Source organism: Roseateles sp. P5_E1 (genome assembly GCF_054049335.1).
Genome location: NZ_JBFUMN010000020.1, coordinates 70,193 through 85,637, shown reverse-complemented (window position 1 = coordinate 85,637; position 15,445 = coordinate 70,193). Strand labels below are relative to the sequence as shown.

Genomic DNA, 15,445 nt, shown 5'->3' with positions numbered 1-15,445 from the left:
CAAGGGCTTGGCGAGGTCCGACACCGAGGCCGGCCCGCGGCTGAGCTGGTCGACCATGGCGCGCCGGTTGCCATCGGCCAACGCCGCGAAGAGGCGGTCCAGGCGCGCGTCAGTCGGCGAGGAAGCGAGCGGGGAGGGCATGGCGCAGAGGGTAGTACTGGAAGACCGAGCGAGCCTCGACGATGCAGCGCCAGACCGAGGGGCGGGCGAGCAGGCGCTCGAAATAGGCGCTGAGCTTGGCGTGCGCGGGCGAGAAGGGCCGCACGATGGCGGCATAGAACAGAGCCGGTGCAGCTGCGCAATCGGCCATCGTGAAGGACTCGCCTGCTGCCCACTCGCGGTCGCCGAGGCGGCGTTCGATGAGGTCGTAGGCCAGCCCCAAGTCGTTGACAGTGCCGGTCAGCGTGGCCGCGTCGCGCTCGGCCTCGGGGCGCAGCTGTTGGGCGATGAAGCGCTGCATGGGCGTCATCACGTGCAGATCGAAGACGCGGTCCCACAAGCGCACCTCCAGCTGCGCCTCGAAGTCATCGGGCAGCAACTGCACGCGGCCGGGGTGGCGGCGGTCCAGGTATTCGATCTGGATGGAGGTCTCGGGCACCACGCGGTCTCCGTCGACCAGCAGCGGGATCTTGGCCGTGGGCCAGAGCGCTGCATAGGCCGTGCGTGCCACCGGGTCGCCGAGATTGACATTGCGGGCTTCGAACGGCGCACCGTTCTCGTAGAGGGCGATCAGGACCTTCCAGCAGTAGGAGGACAGCGGGTGGTAGTGCAGGGTCAGGGACATGGCGGCTCTAAAGTTTCCGTGATGGCTAAGTGTATGGAAACTTTCAGATAAAGGAAACTGTCGCGCCAAAATAAAGGCGGGCCAGAGCCCGCCTTTGCCGGAGCGCGGGTCCTCAGTCTTGAACGACGGCCGCCGCCTGCAGCCGTTTGTTCACTCGCAGCGCCACCAGCGTGCAAACCACGCCCGACAGCAGGTAGAGGCTGAGCGACACCAGGCCGAAGCGTGAGGACAGGAAGAGGGCCACGACGGGCGCAAAGGCCGCGCCCAGCAGCCAGGCCATGTCGGCCGTCAGCGCCGCGCCGGTGTAGCGGAAGTGCGGCAGGAAGTTGGACGTCACCGAGCCTGCGGACTGGCCGTAGGACAGGCCCAGCAACACGAAGCCGATCAGGATGAAGGCGGCCTGGCCGGGTTTGCCGCCGCCCAGCATGAAGGGGGCGAACAGTGCGAACACGCCGATGGCCAGGGCCATGGTGCCGAGGTAGCTGCGCCGGCCGATCTTGTCGGCGATCAGCCCGGACATGGGCATGGCCACGGCAGCGAAGGCCGCACCGAGCAACTCCATCTTCATGAAGTCCTCGATCCCCTCGGTGCCGTACAGCGCCACCCAGGACAGCGGGAACACGCTCACCAGGTGAAAGAGGGCATAGCTGGCCAGGGCTGCAAAGGCGCCGATGACGATGTGGTGGCCCTGGGCCGGCAGCAGCTCGCGCAGATAGGCGGGGTCGAGTTCCTGCTCTTCCATGCGCTTCTCGTACTCGTGCGTGACGACCAGACGCAGCCGGGCGAACAGCGCGACGACGTTGATCGCGAAGGCCGTGAAGAAGGGGAAACGCCAGCCCCAGGAAAGGAAATCCTTGGCGTCCAGGCTGCCGAACACGTACAGGAACACGCCCGAGGCGACGAAGAAGCCCAGTGGCGCGCCGAGCTGGCCCAGCATGGCGTACCAGCCGCGGCGGTGCGGCGGCGCGTTCAGGGCCAGGAGCGAGGGCAGGCCGTCCCAGGAGCCGCCCAAGGCCAGGCCCTGGCCGACGCGGGCCAGCGCCAGCAGCCAGATGGCCGCGCTACCGGCTTCGGCATAGCCGGGCAGCAGGCCCATGCCCACCGTGGAGCAGCCGAGCAGGAAGAGGGCGGCGGTCAGCTTGGCGGAGCGGCCGAAATGGCGCTGGATGGACATGCCGATCAGCGTGCCGACCGGTCGGACGACGAATGCCAGCGCAAAGACCAGGAAGGCGTAAAGCGTGCCGGTCAGGCGGTCGGCAAAGGGGAAGAAGACCTGCGGGAAGACCAGCACCGAGGCGATGCCGAAGACGAAGAAGTCGAAATACTCCGACGCGCGGCCGATGATGACGCCGACTGCGATATCGCCGGGGGCCAGATCCTCGTCCGTCCGGGTGGTCACGGGACCGGAATTGGGGTGATGGAAAGTACTACCTGCAACTGCCATTTCGGGCTTGTCTCCGTCTGTGCCTTGGACAAAATGTCCAATCGTTGATTTACCTCAATCAACTTACATTCCATCGCTGCGAGCAAGATCGTTAACCCTTGCGCGCGCCTCAGGATGTACCCCAACAAGTCTCTCCTCAACAGCGCCCTGGTCTTGTCAGCCAGCTTCGCTTTGTCTGGCTGCGATTGGATCGTGATGAAGCCGCATGGCGACATCGCGCAACAGCAGGCCCAGCTCATCGTCACATCCACGCTGCTGATGCTGCTGATCATCGTCCCGGTGATCGCGTTGACGCTGCTCTTTGCATACCGTTACCGCCAGTCCAATGAGGAGGCGACGTACGCGCCGGACTGGGATCATTCCACGCGCCTGGAACTCGTCATCTGGGGCGCGCCGCTGCTGATCATCATCGCGTTGGGCGCCATCACCTGGATCAGCACCCACAAGCTCGACCCCTTCCGCCCGCTGGACCGCATCGCCGAGGGCAGGCCCGTCGCCGCCGACGTGAAGCCGCTGGAGGTCTATGCGGTGTCCATGGACTGGAAGTGGCTGTTCATCTACCCCGAGCAGGGCATCGCGACCGTCAACGAACTGGCCGCGCCGGTGGACCGCCCCATCCACTTCCGCTTCACGTCGACCTCGGTGATGAACACCTTCTACGTGCCCGCCCTGGCCGGCATGATCTACGCGATGCCGGGCATGGAGACCCAACTGCACGCCGTCATCAACAAGGCCGGCGTCTATGACGGCCTGTCGGCCCAGTACAGCGGTGCCGGCTTCTCGGACATGCGCTTCAAATTCCACGGCCTGACGGACGAAGAATTCGCGCGCTGGGTCGACGGCAACAAGGCCGGCGGCAACACGCTGACCCGTGCCGACTACCTCAAGCTCGAGCAGCCCAGCACCAAGGAACCCATTCGCCGCTTCGCCAGTGTCGAGCCCGGCCTTTGGAGCGCCATCGTCGACCGCTGCGTCGACGGCAAGAAGATGTGCGCCAGCCAGATGATGGCCATCGACGCAGCCGGCGGTGCCGGCAAGGGCGGCGTGGCCAGCACGATGCGCAGCCCCTGGCGCGATGCCGAAGGGAACAAGCGCGACCGCATGGTGGTGGCCGCGCTGTGCACGCCGACCAACCTGCTGGGCCTGCCTGTCGAAGCCCCCGAGGCTTCACCCGTCGCGCTGAAGAACTGAGACCGACCGATGTCCAATCCCGTCGTTGCCCAACACCAGACGCTCGATCAGCTGCATCCCATCCTCGGCCGCCTCGGCTGGGACTCGCTGCCGCTGCACGAGCCCATCCTCATCGCCACCTTCATTGCCGTGGTGCTGGGCGGCGCGCTGGTGTTCGCGCTGATCACCAAGTTCCGCCTCTGGGGCCATCTGTGGACCGACTGGATCACCAGCATCGACCACAAGAAGATCGGCATCATGTACATCATCCTGGGTGTCGTGATGCTGCTGCGCGGCTTCGCGGACGCGCTGATGATGCGCGCCCACCAGGCCATGGCCTTCGCCGACAACGCCGGCTTTCTGCCGCCGCACCACTACGACCAGGTTTTCACGGCCCACGGCGTCATCATGATCTTCTTCGTCGCGATGCCCTTCGTGACCGGCTTCATGAACTATGTCGTGCCGTTGCAGATCGGCGCACGCGACGTCGCCTTCCCCTTCCTGAACAACTTCAGCTTCTGGATGACGGCCGGCGGCGCTGTGCTGGTCATGATCTCGCTGTTCATCGGCGAGTTCGCCAAGACCGGCTGGCTGGCCTATCCGCCGCTGTCGGGCATTCTCGCCAGCCCGGATGTCGGGGTGGACTACTACCTGTGGTCACTGCAGATCGCGGGCGTGGGCACGACGCTGTCGGGCATCAACCTGATCGCCACCATCATCAAGATGCGCGCGCCGGGCATGACGATGATGAAGATGCCTGTCTTCACGTGGACGTCGCTGTGCACCAACGTGCTCATCGTCGCGACCTTCCCCGTGCTGGCCGCAACGCTGGCGCTGCTGACGGCCGACCGTTATCTCGGCACCAACTTTTTCACCAACGACCTTGGCGGCAACGCCATGCTCTATGTGAACCTGATCTGGATCTGGGGCCACCCCGAGGTCTACATCCTGGTGCTGCCGGTGTTCGGCATCTTCTCGGAGGTGGTGTCCACCTTCAGCCGCAAGAAGCTGTTCGGCTATGCGTCCATGGTCTATGCCACGGTCGTCATCACCATCCTGTCCTACCTCGTCTGGCTGCACCACTTCTTCACGATGGGCTCGGGTGCCAGCGTGAACAGCTTCTTCGGCATCACGACGATGATCATCTCGATCCCGACGGGCGCCAAGATCTTCAACTGGCTGTTCACGATGTACCGCGGCCGCATCAAGTTCGAGGTGCCGATGCTGTGGACGGTCGGCTTCATGATCACCTTCACCATCGGTGGCATGACCGGCGTGCTGCTGGCCGTGCCGGCGGCCGACTTCGTGCTGCACAACAGCCTGTTCCTGATCGCCCACTTCCACAACGTCATCATCGGCGGCGTGGTGTTCGGTGCCTTCGCCGGCATCAACTACTGGTTCCCCAAGGCCTTCGGCTTCCGCCTGGACGCCTTCTGGGGCAAGGTCTCATTCTGGTGTTGGTTCATCGGCTTCTGGGTCGCGTTCACGCCGCTGTACGTGCTGGGCCTGATGGGCATCACGCGCCGTGTCAGCCACTTCGACGACACGACGCTGCAACCCTATTTCGTCGTCGCCGCCATCGGTGCGGGCATCGTGGCCTGCGGTATCGGTGCCTTCCTGGTGCAGATCGCCGTCAGCATCTGGCGTCGCAGGGAACTGGCCGACACGACGGGAGACATCTGGGGTGGCCGCACGCTGGAATGGTCCACATCCTCGCCGCCGCCGGACTACAACTTCGCCTTCACGCCCATCGCCCATGAGATGGACGCCTGGCACGACATGAAGCAGCGCAACGCCGAGCGCCCTCGCCAAGGCTTCGTGGCCATCCACATGCCCAGGAACACCGGCGCCGGTTTCATCATCGCCATGCTGGCCACGGCCATGGGTTTCGCGCTGATCTGGCATATGTACTGGATCGCCGCGGCGACCTTTGCCGCCACCGTCATCGCGTCCATCGTCCACACCTTCAACTACGACCGTGACTTCCACATCCCGGCCGATGCGGTGACCCGCACCGAGGACGAGCGCACCCGCGCGCTTGCATCCGCCGCCTGACCGGGAGACCGCTGACATGACTGCAACTGTGACCTCTCACGTCAACGGCGCCGCGCCCGTCTTCTACGACACGGGCGACCACCACCCGCAGCCCAGCACCATGCTGGGCTTCTGGCTCTACCTGATGAGCGACTGCCTCATCTTCGCGGTGCTGTTCGCCGTCTACGCCGTGCTGGGCCGCAACTACGCGGCCGGCCCGTCGGGCGCCGACCTGTTCGACCTGCCGCTGGTGGCCGTCAACACGGGCCTGCTGCTGTTCTCGTCCATCACCTATGGCTTCGCGATGATCGCGATGCAGGCCAAGCGCAAGAACCAGATGCTGGCCTGGCTGGCCGTCACCGGCCTGTTCGGCCTGGGGTTCCTCGGCATCGAGCTGTTCGAGTTCCACCACCTCATCCACGAGGGCGCCGGCCCCGGCCGCAGCGCCTTCCTGTCCAGCTTCTTCACGCTGGTCGGCACGCACGGCCTGCACGTCACCTTCGGCTGCATCTGGCTGGTCACGCTGATGATCCAGGTGCAAAAGCTCGGCCTGACGCCGGCCAACCGCCGCCGCCTGATGTGCCTGTCGATGTTCTGGCACTTTCTGGACGTCGTCTGGATCGGCGTCTTCACCTTCGTCTACCTGATGGGAGTGCTGTGATGGCCGACCACGCTCACCACGACGACCACCATGACGACGGCGACTTCCACGTCAGCTTCAAGGGCTATGCCGTCGGCTTCATCCTGTCGGTCATCCTGACGGCGATTCCCTTCTGGCTCGTCATGGGCAAGGTGTTGCCCACACCCAAGCTGACCGGCCTGGTCGTCCTCGGCTTCGCGGCCGTGCAGATGGTCGTGCACATGATCTATTTCCTGCACATGAACGCCAAGGTCGAGCAGGGCTGGTCCCTGCTGGCGCTGCTGTTCACCGGGGCCTTGGTCGTCATCATGCTGTCCGGCTCGGTCTGGGTTATGTATCACATGAACGCCAACATGATGCCGACGCCCGATCCCGCCGCGATGCGCAACATGCCCTGACCGGGTATGGGCCGCGCCGCACGGGTCACGCTGATCGTTGCTGCGGCGCTGGCCAGCCTGGGCTTTCTCGCGCTGGCCGTCTGGCAGTTCCAGCGCCTCGGCTGGAAAGAAGACCTCATTGCCCGCGTCGAGCGCCAGGTTCATGCGGAGCCGGTGTCTCCGCCAGCCGCATCGGTTTCGGTATCGAAGGCCGACGAATACCGCCGCCTGCGTCTGCGCGGCCGCTTCGAGCCGCGCGAGGTGCTGGTGCAGGCCACGACCGAACTCGGTGGCGGCCACTGGGTGCTGGCACCACTGCGGCTGGATGACGGCACCGCTGTCCTCGTCAACCGCGGTTTTGTGCCGCCGGAGCAGCGCGCGCCCGAACAGCATTCCGCGCCTGCCGGCCCCGTCGAGCTGATGGGCTTGCTGCGCCTGACCGAAACCGGTGGCGGCCCGCTGCGCAAGAACGTGCCTGCAGAAGGGCGCTGGTACTCGCGCGATGTTGCTGGCATTGCGACCGAACTTGGCCTGACGGGTCCCGTCGCTCCTTTCTTTGTCGACGAGTCCGCCGACCCTGCCCAACCCCGGCGCTGGCCTCGCCCGGGCCTGACGGTGATCCGCTTCGCCAACAATCACGCCGTCTACGCCATCACCTGGCTGGCGCTCGCGGCCATGTCTGCGGCTGCCGCCATCTATCTGCTCCGCGAAGAGCGCCGCCGCTCCCTGCCTTGAACCCCACGCCGCTGCTCCCCACCGCCGAACCCGCTGAGCCAGTCATCGTCGCGCCCGAGCGTCGCGCTGGCCGCGCCAACCTGCGCCAGCTCATCGAGCTGCGCTGGCTGGCCGTCGTCGGCCAGCTCGCCACCGTGCTCGTCGTGCATGTCGGCCTGGCGATCACGCTGCCCTGGGCCGAGATGCTGAGCCTGCTCGGCATCCTCGTTGTCTTCAACCTGTTCAGCATCTGGCGCAGCAAGCTCACGCAGCCGGTGTCCCAGATCGAGCTCTGCATTGCGCTGCTGGTCGACGTCGGCGTGCTGACCGGCCAGCTCTATCTGGCCGGCGGCAGCGACAACCCCTTCATCTACCTGTATCTGCTGCAGGTCGCCGTGGCCTCGGTGCTGCTGCGGCCGGCTTATCTGATGGGCGTCATGCTGAGCGCGGTGTCGGGCTTCGTGCTGCTGACGCAATGGCACCGGCCTCTGCTGCTGGATGCCTCTTCGCCAACGACGCTGTCGCCCAACTACCTGGGTGGCCTGCTGCTGTGCTTTTTGCTGAACGTGGCCCTGCTCAGCGTCTTCATCGTGCGCATCAACCGCAACCTGCGCCAACGCGACGCCGAGCTGGCCGAATTGCAGCAGCGCGCGGCCGAGGAGGTGCACATCGTGCGCATGGGCCTGCTGGCCAGTGGCGCCGCACATGAACTGGGCACGCCGCTGGCCACGCTCAGCGTCATCCTGGGCGACTGGGCCCATATGGCCCCGTTTGCGGGCGAGCCCGAGCTGCGCGAGGAGATCGAGGAGATGCAGCGCCAGATCCTGCGCTGCAAGGCCATCGTCACGGGCATCCTGATGTCGGCCGGCGAGATGCGCGGCGAGGCACCGCGGCTGACGACGCTGCAGGCCTTCACCGACAGCCTGGCCAAGGACTGGCGGGCCGCCCACGCAGGCGCGGATCTGGCACTGCGCAACAAGGACCTGCCCGAGGTCGAGATCATCTCGGACAGCGCATTGCAGCAGGTCGTCGCCAACCTGCTCGACAACGCTCTCGAGGCGGCGCCAGGCATGCCGCTGACCCTCGTCGCCACCTGCCCGGACGAAGCCACGCTGCACTTGAGCGTGCGCGACAACGGCCCCGGCTTCGACGCCGACCGTCTCAAGCATTTCGGCGAGCCCTACCAGAGCAGCAAGGGCCAGCCGGGCCGTGGCATGGGCCTCTTCCTGTCGGTCAACGTCGCGCGCACCCTGGGCGGGCGGCTGGAGGCTCGCAACCGCGAGGGCGGTGGCGCAGAGGTGGTGCTGACGCTGCCTCTGGCTTCGCTGCTGCCGCGACAATCCGCCACTCATGCCCGCTGACGCAGACCGCTTGCTGCTCATCGTCGAGGACGACGACAGCTTCGCCCACACGCTGACGCGCTCCTTCGAGCGCCGCGGCTGGCGTTGCCTGCGAGCCACCGGCCTGGACGACATGAAGGCCCTGCTCGACGAGCTGCCCGAGGACGAGGAACTCGGCCATGCCGTCGTCGACCTCAAACTGGCTGGCGGCGCTTCGGGCCTGTCCTGCGTACAGGCCTTGCATGGCTGGGACCCGGAGGTGCTGATCGTCGTGCTGACCGGCTATGCCAGCATCGCGACGGCCGTCGAGGCCATCAAGCTCGGCGCCTGCCATTACCTCGCCAAGCCGGCCAACACAGACGACATCGAAGCCGCCTTCGCGCGCAAGCAGGGCGATGCCGACGTGGAAGTGACCGAGCGCCAGACCGCGTCCATCAAGACGCTGGAATGGGAGCGTATCCACGAGGTGTTGGCCGAGACCGACTTCAACATCAGCGAGACGGCGCGGCGCCTGGGCATGCACCGGCGCACGCTGGCGCGCAAGCTCGAGAAGCAGCGCATCAAGTGATCAGCCGGGCAGCCTCTCCTTGAGTGCGTCGCGAAGCTCGGCCCAGCTGTAGGTGGCCTGGGCCGCCAGCAAACCCGCCTGGCCGAAGACCGGCGTCAATCCGTAGCGCTGCAAGGCGGCGGGCAAGTCCGCGCGGCCACTGATGGCGTCCGCCAACCATTCGCCGGCCACCGTCGTCGGCGCCACGCCATGGCCGCCAAAGGCCTGAGCGAACCACAGGCCCGGCGCCAGCTGGCCGATCTGCGGCATCTTGTGCCGGGCATAGCTCATGAGCCCACCCCAGGCATGCGAGACGCGCACCGCGGCGAGCTGCGGATAGACCTTGAGCAGGTCCGCCTGCAGCATCTGCGCAATGCGCGCGGGGTCGCGCTCCTGGATGGAGATGCGGCCGCCCCACAGCAGCCGGTGATCGGCGAGCGCCCGGTAGTAGTCGAAGGCGAAGCGGTTGTCGTAGAGGGCGGCGGGCGTGCGGATCGGTCGCAGGTTGGGCGGCAACGGTTCGGTCGCGATGACATAGGTTGCGATGGGCAGGCGCGCGCCGGTCAGGGCTGGCAGCATGGCCTTCAGATAGGCACCACCGGCCACGACGACCTGGGCCGCGCGGATCGAGGCGTCATGTGAGGTGCGCAGCACGAAGCCACCGGTGGCAAGGCGCTCGATGCTCATCACGGCACTGTGCTCGTGCACCCTGCCACCGGCATGCTCGATGACGCGAGCCAGCCCCAACGCGTACTTGAGCGGATGGAAATGGAAGGCATCGCGCTCCAGCAGAGCGCCGCCATAACGCTGCGTGTCCAGCCACTGCCGGACCTGGGCAGGCTCGATTTCGTCCCAGGTGACGCCGAAGTTCTCGCGCAGCCAGCGCGCCTGATCGCGCAACTGGCGCTCGGCGCGTGCGCTGTGCCTGAACCAGTTGAGCAGCAGAGCGCCGCCCTCTTGCCGATCGCAGTCGATGGCGTGGGCCTCGATGCGCGAGCGAATCAGTGCGATGGCTTCGCGGCTATGAGCGTAGAACTCACGCGCCGCTGCCAAGCCCAGGTCGCTCACCAAGTCCGCCGCGTCGCGGCTGTAGCCGCCGAACACGAAACCGCCATTGCGCCCTGACGCGCCATGGCCGATGGTCTGCGCCTCCAGCACCGCCACGCTGGTGATGCCGCGCTCCTGCAGCCCGCGCGCCGCGGCCAGGCCCGCAAAACCGCCGCCGAGCACGGCCACTTCCACGTCAGTGGACGAGTCGGCCAGCGGCTGGAAGGTCAGGCGCGGGGCGGTGACGGCGTAGTAGGTCTGGGTTTGCATGCGCTCGCATCGGGCTCAGATCTGCCGCACCCACTGCGTCTCAGCTATCGGCTGTCGGAACTGCAACTCCGTGCGTTGGCCGGTTGGGGGGGGCAGCGCTGATGGCCTAGCCGGGCTTGGGCTTGGGCTTGAAGATATGCACCGTTTCGCCGCGGGCGAGCATGTCCACCAGTTGCGCGATGCGCCTGGCACGCGTCTCGGGCTTGACGGCGGTCTGGATGCGCCAGAGCACGGCGTAGCGGTTGCTCGCGTTGACGGTGGCGAAGAAGGCCTTGGCCGGCGGATTCGCATCCAACGCTACCGCCAGGTCGTCGGGCACGGTGGACGTCTTCGCGCCGTCGTAGGCCTGGGCCCAACGGCCGTCGGCCTTGGCGGCCTCGACCTGCGCCTGGCCAGGCGGCTGCATGCGGCCCGCCTCGATCAGCGTGGCCACTTTTTCGACGTTGATCTTGGACCAGACGCTGCGCGCACGCCGCGGCGTGAAGCGCTGCAGGAAGTGCTGGTCGTCCAGCCCCTTCTTCTGACCGTCGATCCAGCCCCAGCACAGCGCGATCTCCACCGCCTCGGGGTAGGTGACGCTGGGCTCGGCCGCGCCGCGCTTGGCGATCATCAGCCACAGGCCGTCGGACTTCGCGTGGTTCTTCTTCAGCCAGGCCTCGAAGGCCCTGGCGTTCTTGAACAGCGTCGGGGCGACCTCGGCCGGGGCGGCGGGCTGGGCGGCGGGCATGCGCGCAGTGTGCCGCAAGCCCGGATGGCGTCGATGGGGCAAGGGCCGCTTCAGGCGAAGCTTCCCTATGAAATTCCAGACTGGCTGGACGCCGAGGCACTTATTCACGGTGACTCGGACAGCGCGCGCAACTCAGAGCCGCGCCAGCAGCTCGTACGAACGCCTGCGCAGTGCATGGTCATGCACTGCGCAGGCGACGATGAATTCATCCGCCTGCGTGCGCTCGCTCGTTTCCGCCAGCCCGGCGCGCACGGTCTCCGGCGAACCGACGATGGATTCACTCAGCATGCGCTCCACCTGCATGCGCTCAGCCGGTGACCACAGCGCATCCATGCTTGGCACCGGCTCGGGCAGCTTGCCGCGCCGGCCGCGCACCATGCCCAGGAAGCGCTGCTGAGCCGACGTGAACAGGTACTGCGCCTCGTCGTCGGTTGGCGCCACGATGATGTTCAGGCCCACCATCGCGTGCGGCTTGGGGTGGCGAGCGCTGGGCTTGTAGGTGGAACGGTAGATCTGCAGCGCCTGCATCAGCATCTCGGGCGCGAAGTGCGACGCGAATGCGAAGGGCAGGCCGAGGTGGGCGGCGAGCTGGGCCGAGTACAGGCTCGAGCCCAGCAACCAGATCGGCACCTCGGTGCCCTGGCCCGGCACGGCACGCACTTGCGCCTGCGCGGCCAGTGGCGCGAGGTAGCTCTGCAGCTCCAGCACATCGTTGGGGAAACCGTCCTCGCCGCTGCTCTCCAGGCTGCGCCGCAGCGCGCGCATCGTCGGCCGGTCGGTGCCGGGCGCGCGGCCCAGGCCGAGGTCGATGCGGCCGGGGAAGAGTTCGGCCAGGGTGCCGAACTGCTCGGCGATGGTCAGCGGCGCATGGTTGGGCAGCATGATGCCGCCGGCGCCGACGCGGATGCGCTGGCTCGCCGCGGCCAGTTGGCCGATCAGCACCGCAGTGGCCGAGCTGGCCACGCCTTCCATGTTGTGGTGCTCGGCCACCCAGTAGCGCGTATAGCCCAGCGTGTCGGCCAGGCGCACGAGGTCCAGGCTGTTCAGCAGGGCTTCACGCGTCGTGGCCCCTTCGACGACGGGCGCCAGGTCAAGGATGGAGAGCGGGGGCAGGGTAGACATGCAGGCATCTTGCCGGCGCCGGCTTGGCCCTGTCAGCCACCGGCTTTGCGCAAATGTGATTGCAACCAAGGCAGCAGGCGACCGCGGTAGGCCGAGGCGTCGAAGTCGTGCAGGTCCTCATGGCCGGCACCCGGCACCGGCCAGAGCGCCTTGGGCTCGGTCGCCGCGGCGAAAAGCTGCTCCGTCTCGACCCAGCGCGTTGAGCGATCCGCGGTGCCCGACGCGACCAGCAGCGGCGCGTGAACAGCCTTGATGGCCTCGATGGGACGCAGCTCATGCACGCCCAGACCCAGGCGCAGCGGGATCTGCAGCAGCAACAGCGGTGCGGCCCAGGCGCCGGCCGGGCCGAGGCGCGCCACCAGGCGGTCTTGCACGGCATCGGTGATGGTGGGGTAGACGGACTCCAGCACCATCGCATCCAGCTCGGGTTGGCGCTCGGCGAACAGCAGCGAAGCGCCGCCCAGCGACACGCCGATGCCGCCCAGCTTTTCGCCCGGCAGGCGGGCGCGCAGCCAGCCCAGTGCCGCCTGCACGCCCAACGCCTCGCGGCGCCCGAAGCTGATGCGGTCACCGCTGCTTTCGCCATGCGAGGGCAGGTCGATCAGCAGGCTGCCAATGCCCTCGCGCTGCAGCCAGCGGGCGCGTTCCAGCATCTGCAACCGGTTGCCACGCACGCCGTGCAGCAACAGCACCGCGCCTTCACCCGGGCGGCCGGGCAGGAACCAGCCGCTGACCTGCTGGCTGCCGCCGTAGGGGAGGCGCAGCGCCTCGGCCCGCAAATCGGGCGGTGGTGGGCCGATGGAGTCGCGGGCCGGGCGGGTCAGCCATTCGCCGGCGGCCAGGCTGACCACGACAACACCCAGAGCCAGCAGCAGCGTGATGAGGAGCAAACGGTTCATGCGACGGAGGCTGCCTGCTCAAGCGCCACGGCGTTGTCGGCGCACAGCATGCGAAACGGTAGGCTGATGCGCTCATCCGCCGCGGCGGCCTGCCAGAACCCGCGTGCGCGGGGCAGCACACGCAGCCAGCGATCCCGCTCCACCGGCAGCGGCAGGGTGGGTGTGAGCGGCGGGGACAGCACTTCGCCACCGGCCAGCGGTGCGTAGCGCATGGGGAGCTGGTCGTAGCTGGGCGCCAGGCTCAGACCCGCGGCGTCGTGGAAGAAGCACAGATTGCCGCCATGCATGTCGCTGTTGGCGATGAGTTGGCCGAAGAGCTGGCGCTCGGCGACCCGCTCGGCATCCGCCGTGCTCAGCAGGCCGTGGGCGGCCAGTGCAGCGGCCACCCGGGTCCAATCGTTCGTGGCCTCACCGACGAGGCCGGCATTGACGCTTTCGAGGCTGACGACCCCTCGCCGCCCGTGCGGGCCGATGCGGTCGAAGCGTTCGCTTTCCAGGAAGTGGCGCCCCTCATGTGCCAGCAGCCGGGTGTGCGCCGCCTCCAGCCCCAAGGCCGCCGCCGCCAGCTGCTCGCAGACCAGCAGGTCGCGCCAGCGCTGCACCGTTGCGGACTCGTCGGCGCCCGAGAACTTGACGACGCAATGCGGTGTCGCCATGCCTGCCAGTTCGCGTGCCACCGTGAACTTGGGAAATTCGCCGCCCGCCGATGAGCCGGGCAGTGCGCCTTCCATGGCCTGGGCTGCCAGTTCGGCGTAGCGGGCTGGCAGTCCTGCCTCATGCAGCGGCGCCGGCGACGCCAGCCTGGCATCGAGAAAACGGCGCAGGACGGCGTCTCCCACCAGCAACTCGCCCGGCAGGTCGTCGCCGAGACTGCTCAGGGCCAATAGCAGGGCATCGTCGTCCCAACTGCGTGGGTCGGGGGACAGGCCCAGGCCGGCGGCATGCCGGCGCGCGAAGTTGCGGCCCAGGAAGCCCTGCGGCCGCAGGTCATAGAGCGGGTAGGGCAGGCCCTCGTACCAGCCGTCGCGTGCGGCGTCGGGCGCCGGCCAGGCGGCGGCCAGGGTGTCGAGATGGCAGCCTTGCGGCCAGATCGGGCGCAATTGGGCCAGGGCCTGAGGGCGGCCATCGGCAGCGATGCGGTAGAGCTGGGCCTCAACGCGTTGGCCACGGAAATCACGTCGCCAAGCGACGCGCCGACGCCGGGTCTGACCCGCCGCCACGACGGCGACACCGGCCGCTGCAACCAATCGCTGGGCGGTCTTGGTCGAGCAGCCCAGGGCCGCGGCGATGTCCGCCAGCCCCAGAGGGCCGCGTGGCCGCAGGAGTTGTTCGAGGCTGGTGAGGTCGGCGGACATGGTTCAGGAAGCGTGTCCTGAATTTTGTCCTCAATTTATTACGAAAATCAAATGAAAATCAATGAGTTGCTGAATTTGTTCGTCACTGAGTGTCCTTAGTTCAGGCATCAATCACCGGATCATTTGTGCAGAGCACCGCGCGCACCAGTTGTGCGCCGTCTGGATGGGCCGTCAAGCGGGCGCCTTGGTCGCGCATCAGCGCCAGCATGCGGCGGTTGTCGGCCAATATGTCGCCATGCAGACGCTGCACGCCGTGTTGTCGTGCATGGGCGGCCAAATGAGCGATGAGGCGCCGGCCCAGGCCGCGGCCCTGCCACTCGTCGGCGACGGCCAGCGCGAACTCGGCGCGCTCGGGGCGGTCTTCGTCATGCACATAGCGCGCGTCGGCAATGACGGGATGGCCGGAGGCTTGGGCTTCGACCACCCAGGCGACGTGCTGGCGTTGATCGACATCGGTCAGCAGTTTCAGCAGGGCAGGGCTGAGTTCGCGCAGGCCGATATGGAAGCGCTTGTGGCGCGAGTCCAGCGACAGTGCGCTGAAGAAGGCCTGCTCGGCAGCGGCATCCGCGGCGGCAATGGGGCGCAGGCGGACCTGGTGCCCGCCGGCCAGCATCCAATGCTCGGGCGCCTCGGTGGCGACGGGCGCTGGCGCCAGCAGCGTGTTCACTGCCGCGCTCCGGTCGCCGCCGGCCTCAGGTCCAGCACCGCCGGGCCGCTCAGCGCGCTGACGGTGACCGCCTCATCGGTCTGCACGACAAAGCACTGGCCGGGTTCCAGCACGATGTCGCGCGAATCGTGGTCGATGGTGATCCACAGCGTGCCGGACGCGCTGCACAGATGGGTGGCGCGGGCCTTGGGCAGGCGCGAGATCTGGCCGCGTTGCAGCAACAGCCGGGTGCGGGGGACGTCGATCAGCATGGTGTGCTCCTGGGCCGGCGGACTGGCATGCCGGGTTGGCATGCTTGCGTTGCGGCC

16 protein-coding genes are annotated in these 15,445 nt (G+C 67.3%); 7 read left to right on the top strand and 9 right to left on the bottom strand.

From position 1 onward, the window contains the following. Positions 1-109 precede the first annotated feature (109 nt). Together ACXJKJ_RS16770 and ACXJKJ_RS16765 are read right to left on the bottom strand one after the other, a co-directional pair. On the bottom strand, positions 110-784 hold the full coding sequence (locus ACXJKJ_RS16770) for a glutathione S-transferase family protein (protein ID WP_457391133.1): 675 nt from the start codon (positions 782-784) through the stop codon (positions 110-112). A gap of 112 nt (positions 785-896) precedes the next feature. Beyond that, a complete protein-coding gene (locus tag ACXJKJ_RS16765; RefSeq protein WP_457391131.1) occupies positions 897-2,228 on the bottom strand; it encodes an MFS transporter in 1,332 nt (443 codons plus the stop codon). A 114-nt stretch (positions 2,229-2,342) separates the two neighbouring features. Between ACXJKJ_RS16765 and cyoA the strand changes: the two genes are divergently transcribed. From cyoA to ACXJKJ_RS16730, 7 genes are read left to right on the top strand one after another with little or no spacing between them, the layout of a single operon-like run. After that, positions 2,343-3,419, top strand: a complete 1,077-nt coding sequence (cyoA, locus tag ACXJKJ_RS16760; protein ID WP_457391129.1) for a ubiquinol oxidase subunit II — start codon at positions 2,343-2,345, stop codon at positions 3,417-3,419. Between the two features lie 9 nt (positions 3,420-3,428). Beyond that, complete coding sequence (gene cyoB / locus ACXJKJ_RS16755; protein WP_457391127.1) at positions 3,429-5,453, top strand: cytochrome o ubiquinol oxidase subunit I; 2,025 nt, start codon at positions 3,429-3,431, stop codon at positions 5,451-5,453. Between the two features lie 16 nt (positions 5,454-5,469). Continuing rightward, positions 5,470-6,093, top strand: a complete 624-nt coding sequence (cyoC, locus tag ACXJKJ_RS16750; RefSeq protein ID WP_457391125.1) for a cytochrome o ubiquinol oxidase subunit III — start codon at positions 5,470-5,472, stop codon at positions 6,091-6,093. Then, a complete protein-coding gene (gene cyoD, locus ACXJKJ_RS16745; RefSeq protein ID WP_457391123.1) occupies positions 6,093-6,470 on the top strand; it encodes a cytochrome o ubiquinol oxidase subunit IV in 378 nt (125 codons plus the stop codon). Before cyoC ends, cyoD begins: the two co-directional genes overlap by 1 nt. 6 nt (positions 6,471-6,476) lie before the next feature. Further along, positions 6,477-7,184, top strand: coding sequence for an SURF1 family protein (locus ACXJKJ_RS16740; protein ID WP_457391121.1), 708 nt, complete (start codon positions 6,477-6,479; stop codon positions 7,182-7,184). Next, positions 7,181-8,524, top strand: coding sequence for an ATP-binding protein (locus tag ACXJKJ_RS16735; protein ID WP_457391120.1), 1,344 nt, complete (start codon positions 7,181-7,183; stop codon positions 8,522-8,524). Before ACXJKJ_RS16740 ends, ACXJKJ_RS16735 begins: the two co-directional genes overlap by 4 nt. After that, positions 8,514-9,071 carry a response regulator transcription factor gene (locus ACXJKJ_RS16730; RefSeq protein WP_457355074.1) on the top strand — a complete coding sequence of 186 codons (558 nt, stop codon included), beginning with the start codon at positions 8,514-8,516 and terminating at the stop codon, positions 9,069-9,071. Before ACXJKJ_RS16735 ends, ACXJKJ_RS16730 begins: the two co-directional genes overlap by 11 nt. Here ACXJKJ_RS16730 and ACXJKJ_RS16725 read toward each other — a convergent pair whose 3' ends face one another. The 7 genes from ACXJKJ_RS16725 to ACXJKJ_RS16695 form a co-directional block, all read right to left on the bottom strand. Further along, positions 9,072-10,367, bottom strand: a complete 1,296-nt coding sequence (locus ACXJKJ_RS16725) for an NAD(P)/FAD-dependent oxidoreductase (protein WP_457391119.1) — start codon at positions 10,365-10,367, stop codon at positions 9,072-9,074. A gap of 106 nt (positions 10,368-10,473) precedes the next feature. Continuing rightward, positions 10,474-11,094: a YdeI/OmpD-associated family protein gene (locus ACXJKJ_RS16720; RefSeq protein ID WP_457391117.1), complete on the bottom strand. Its 621-nt coding sequence runs from the start codon at positions 11,092-11,094 to the stop codon at positions 10,474-10,476. 132 nt (positions 11,095-11,226) lie between these two features. Beyond that, a complete protein-coding gene (locus tag ACXJKJ_RS16715; protein WP_056197227.1) occupies positions 11,227-12,207 on the bottom strand; it encodes an LLM class flavin-dependent oxidoreductase in 981 nt (326 codons plus the stop codon). Between the two features lie 41 nt (positions 12,208-12,248). Further along, entirely contained in the window at positions 12,249-13,115 is an 867-nt protein-coding gene (locus ACXJKJ_RS16710; RefSeq protein WP_056196443.1) for an alpha/beta hydrolase, read from the bottom strand. After that, positions 13,112-14,470 carry a type II toxin-antitoxin system HipA family toxin YjjJ gene (gene yjjJ / locus ACXJKJ_RS16705; RefSeq protein WP_082532605.1) on the bottom strand — a complete coding sequence of 453 codons (1,359 nt, stop codon included), beginning with the start codon at positions 14,468-14,470 and terminating at the stop codon, positions 13,112-13,114. Before yjjJ ends, ACXJKJ_RS16710 begins: the two co-directional genes overlap by 4 nt. 100 nt (positions 14,471-14,570) lie before the next feature. After that, positions 14,571-15,137, bottom strand: a complete 567-nt coding sequence (locus tag ACXJKJ_RS16700) for an N-acetyltransferase family protein (RefSeq protein ID WP_457391115.1) — start codon at positions 15,135-15,137, stop codon at positions 14,571-14,573. Beyond that, positions 15,134-15,388 carry a DUF2917 domain-containing protein gene (locus tag ACXJKJ_RS16695; protein ID WP_457391113.1) on the bottom strand — a complete coding sequence of 85 codons (255 nt, stop codon included), beginning with the start codon at positions 15,386-15,388 and terminating at the stop codon, positions 15,134-15,136. The genes ACXJKJ_RS16700 and ACXJKJ_RS16695 overlap by 4 nt, the downstream gene beginning before the upstream one ends. Positions 15,389-15,445 lie beyond the last annotated feature (57 nt).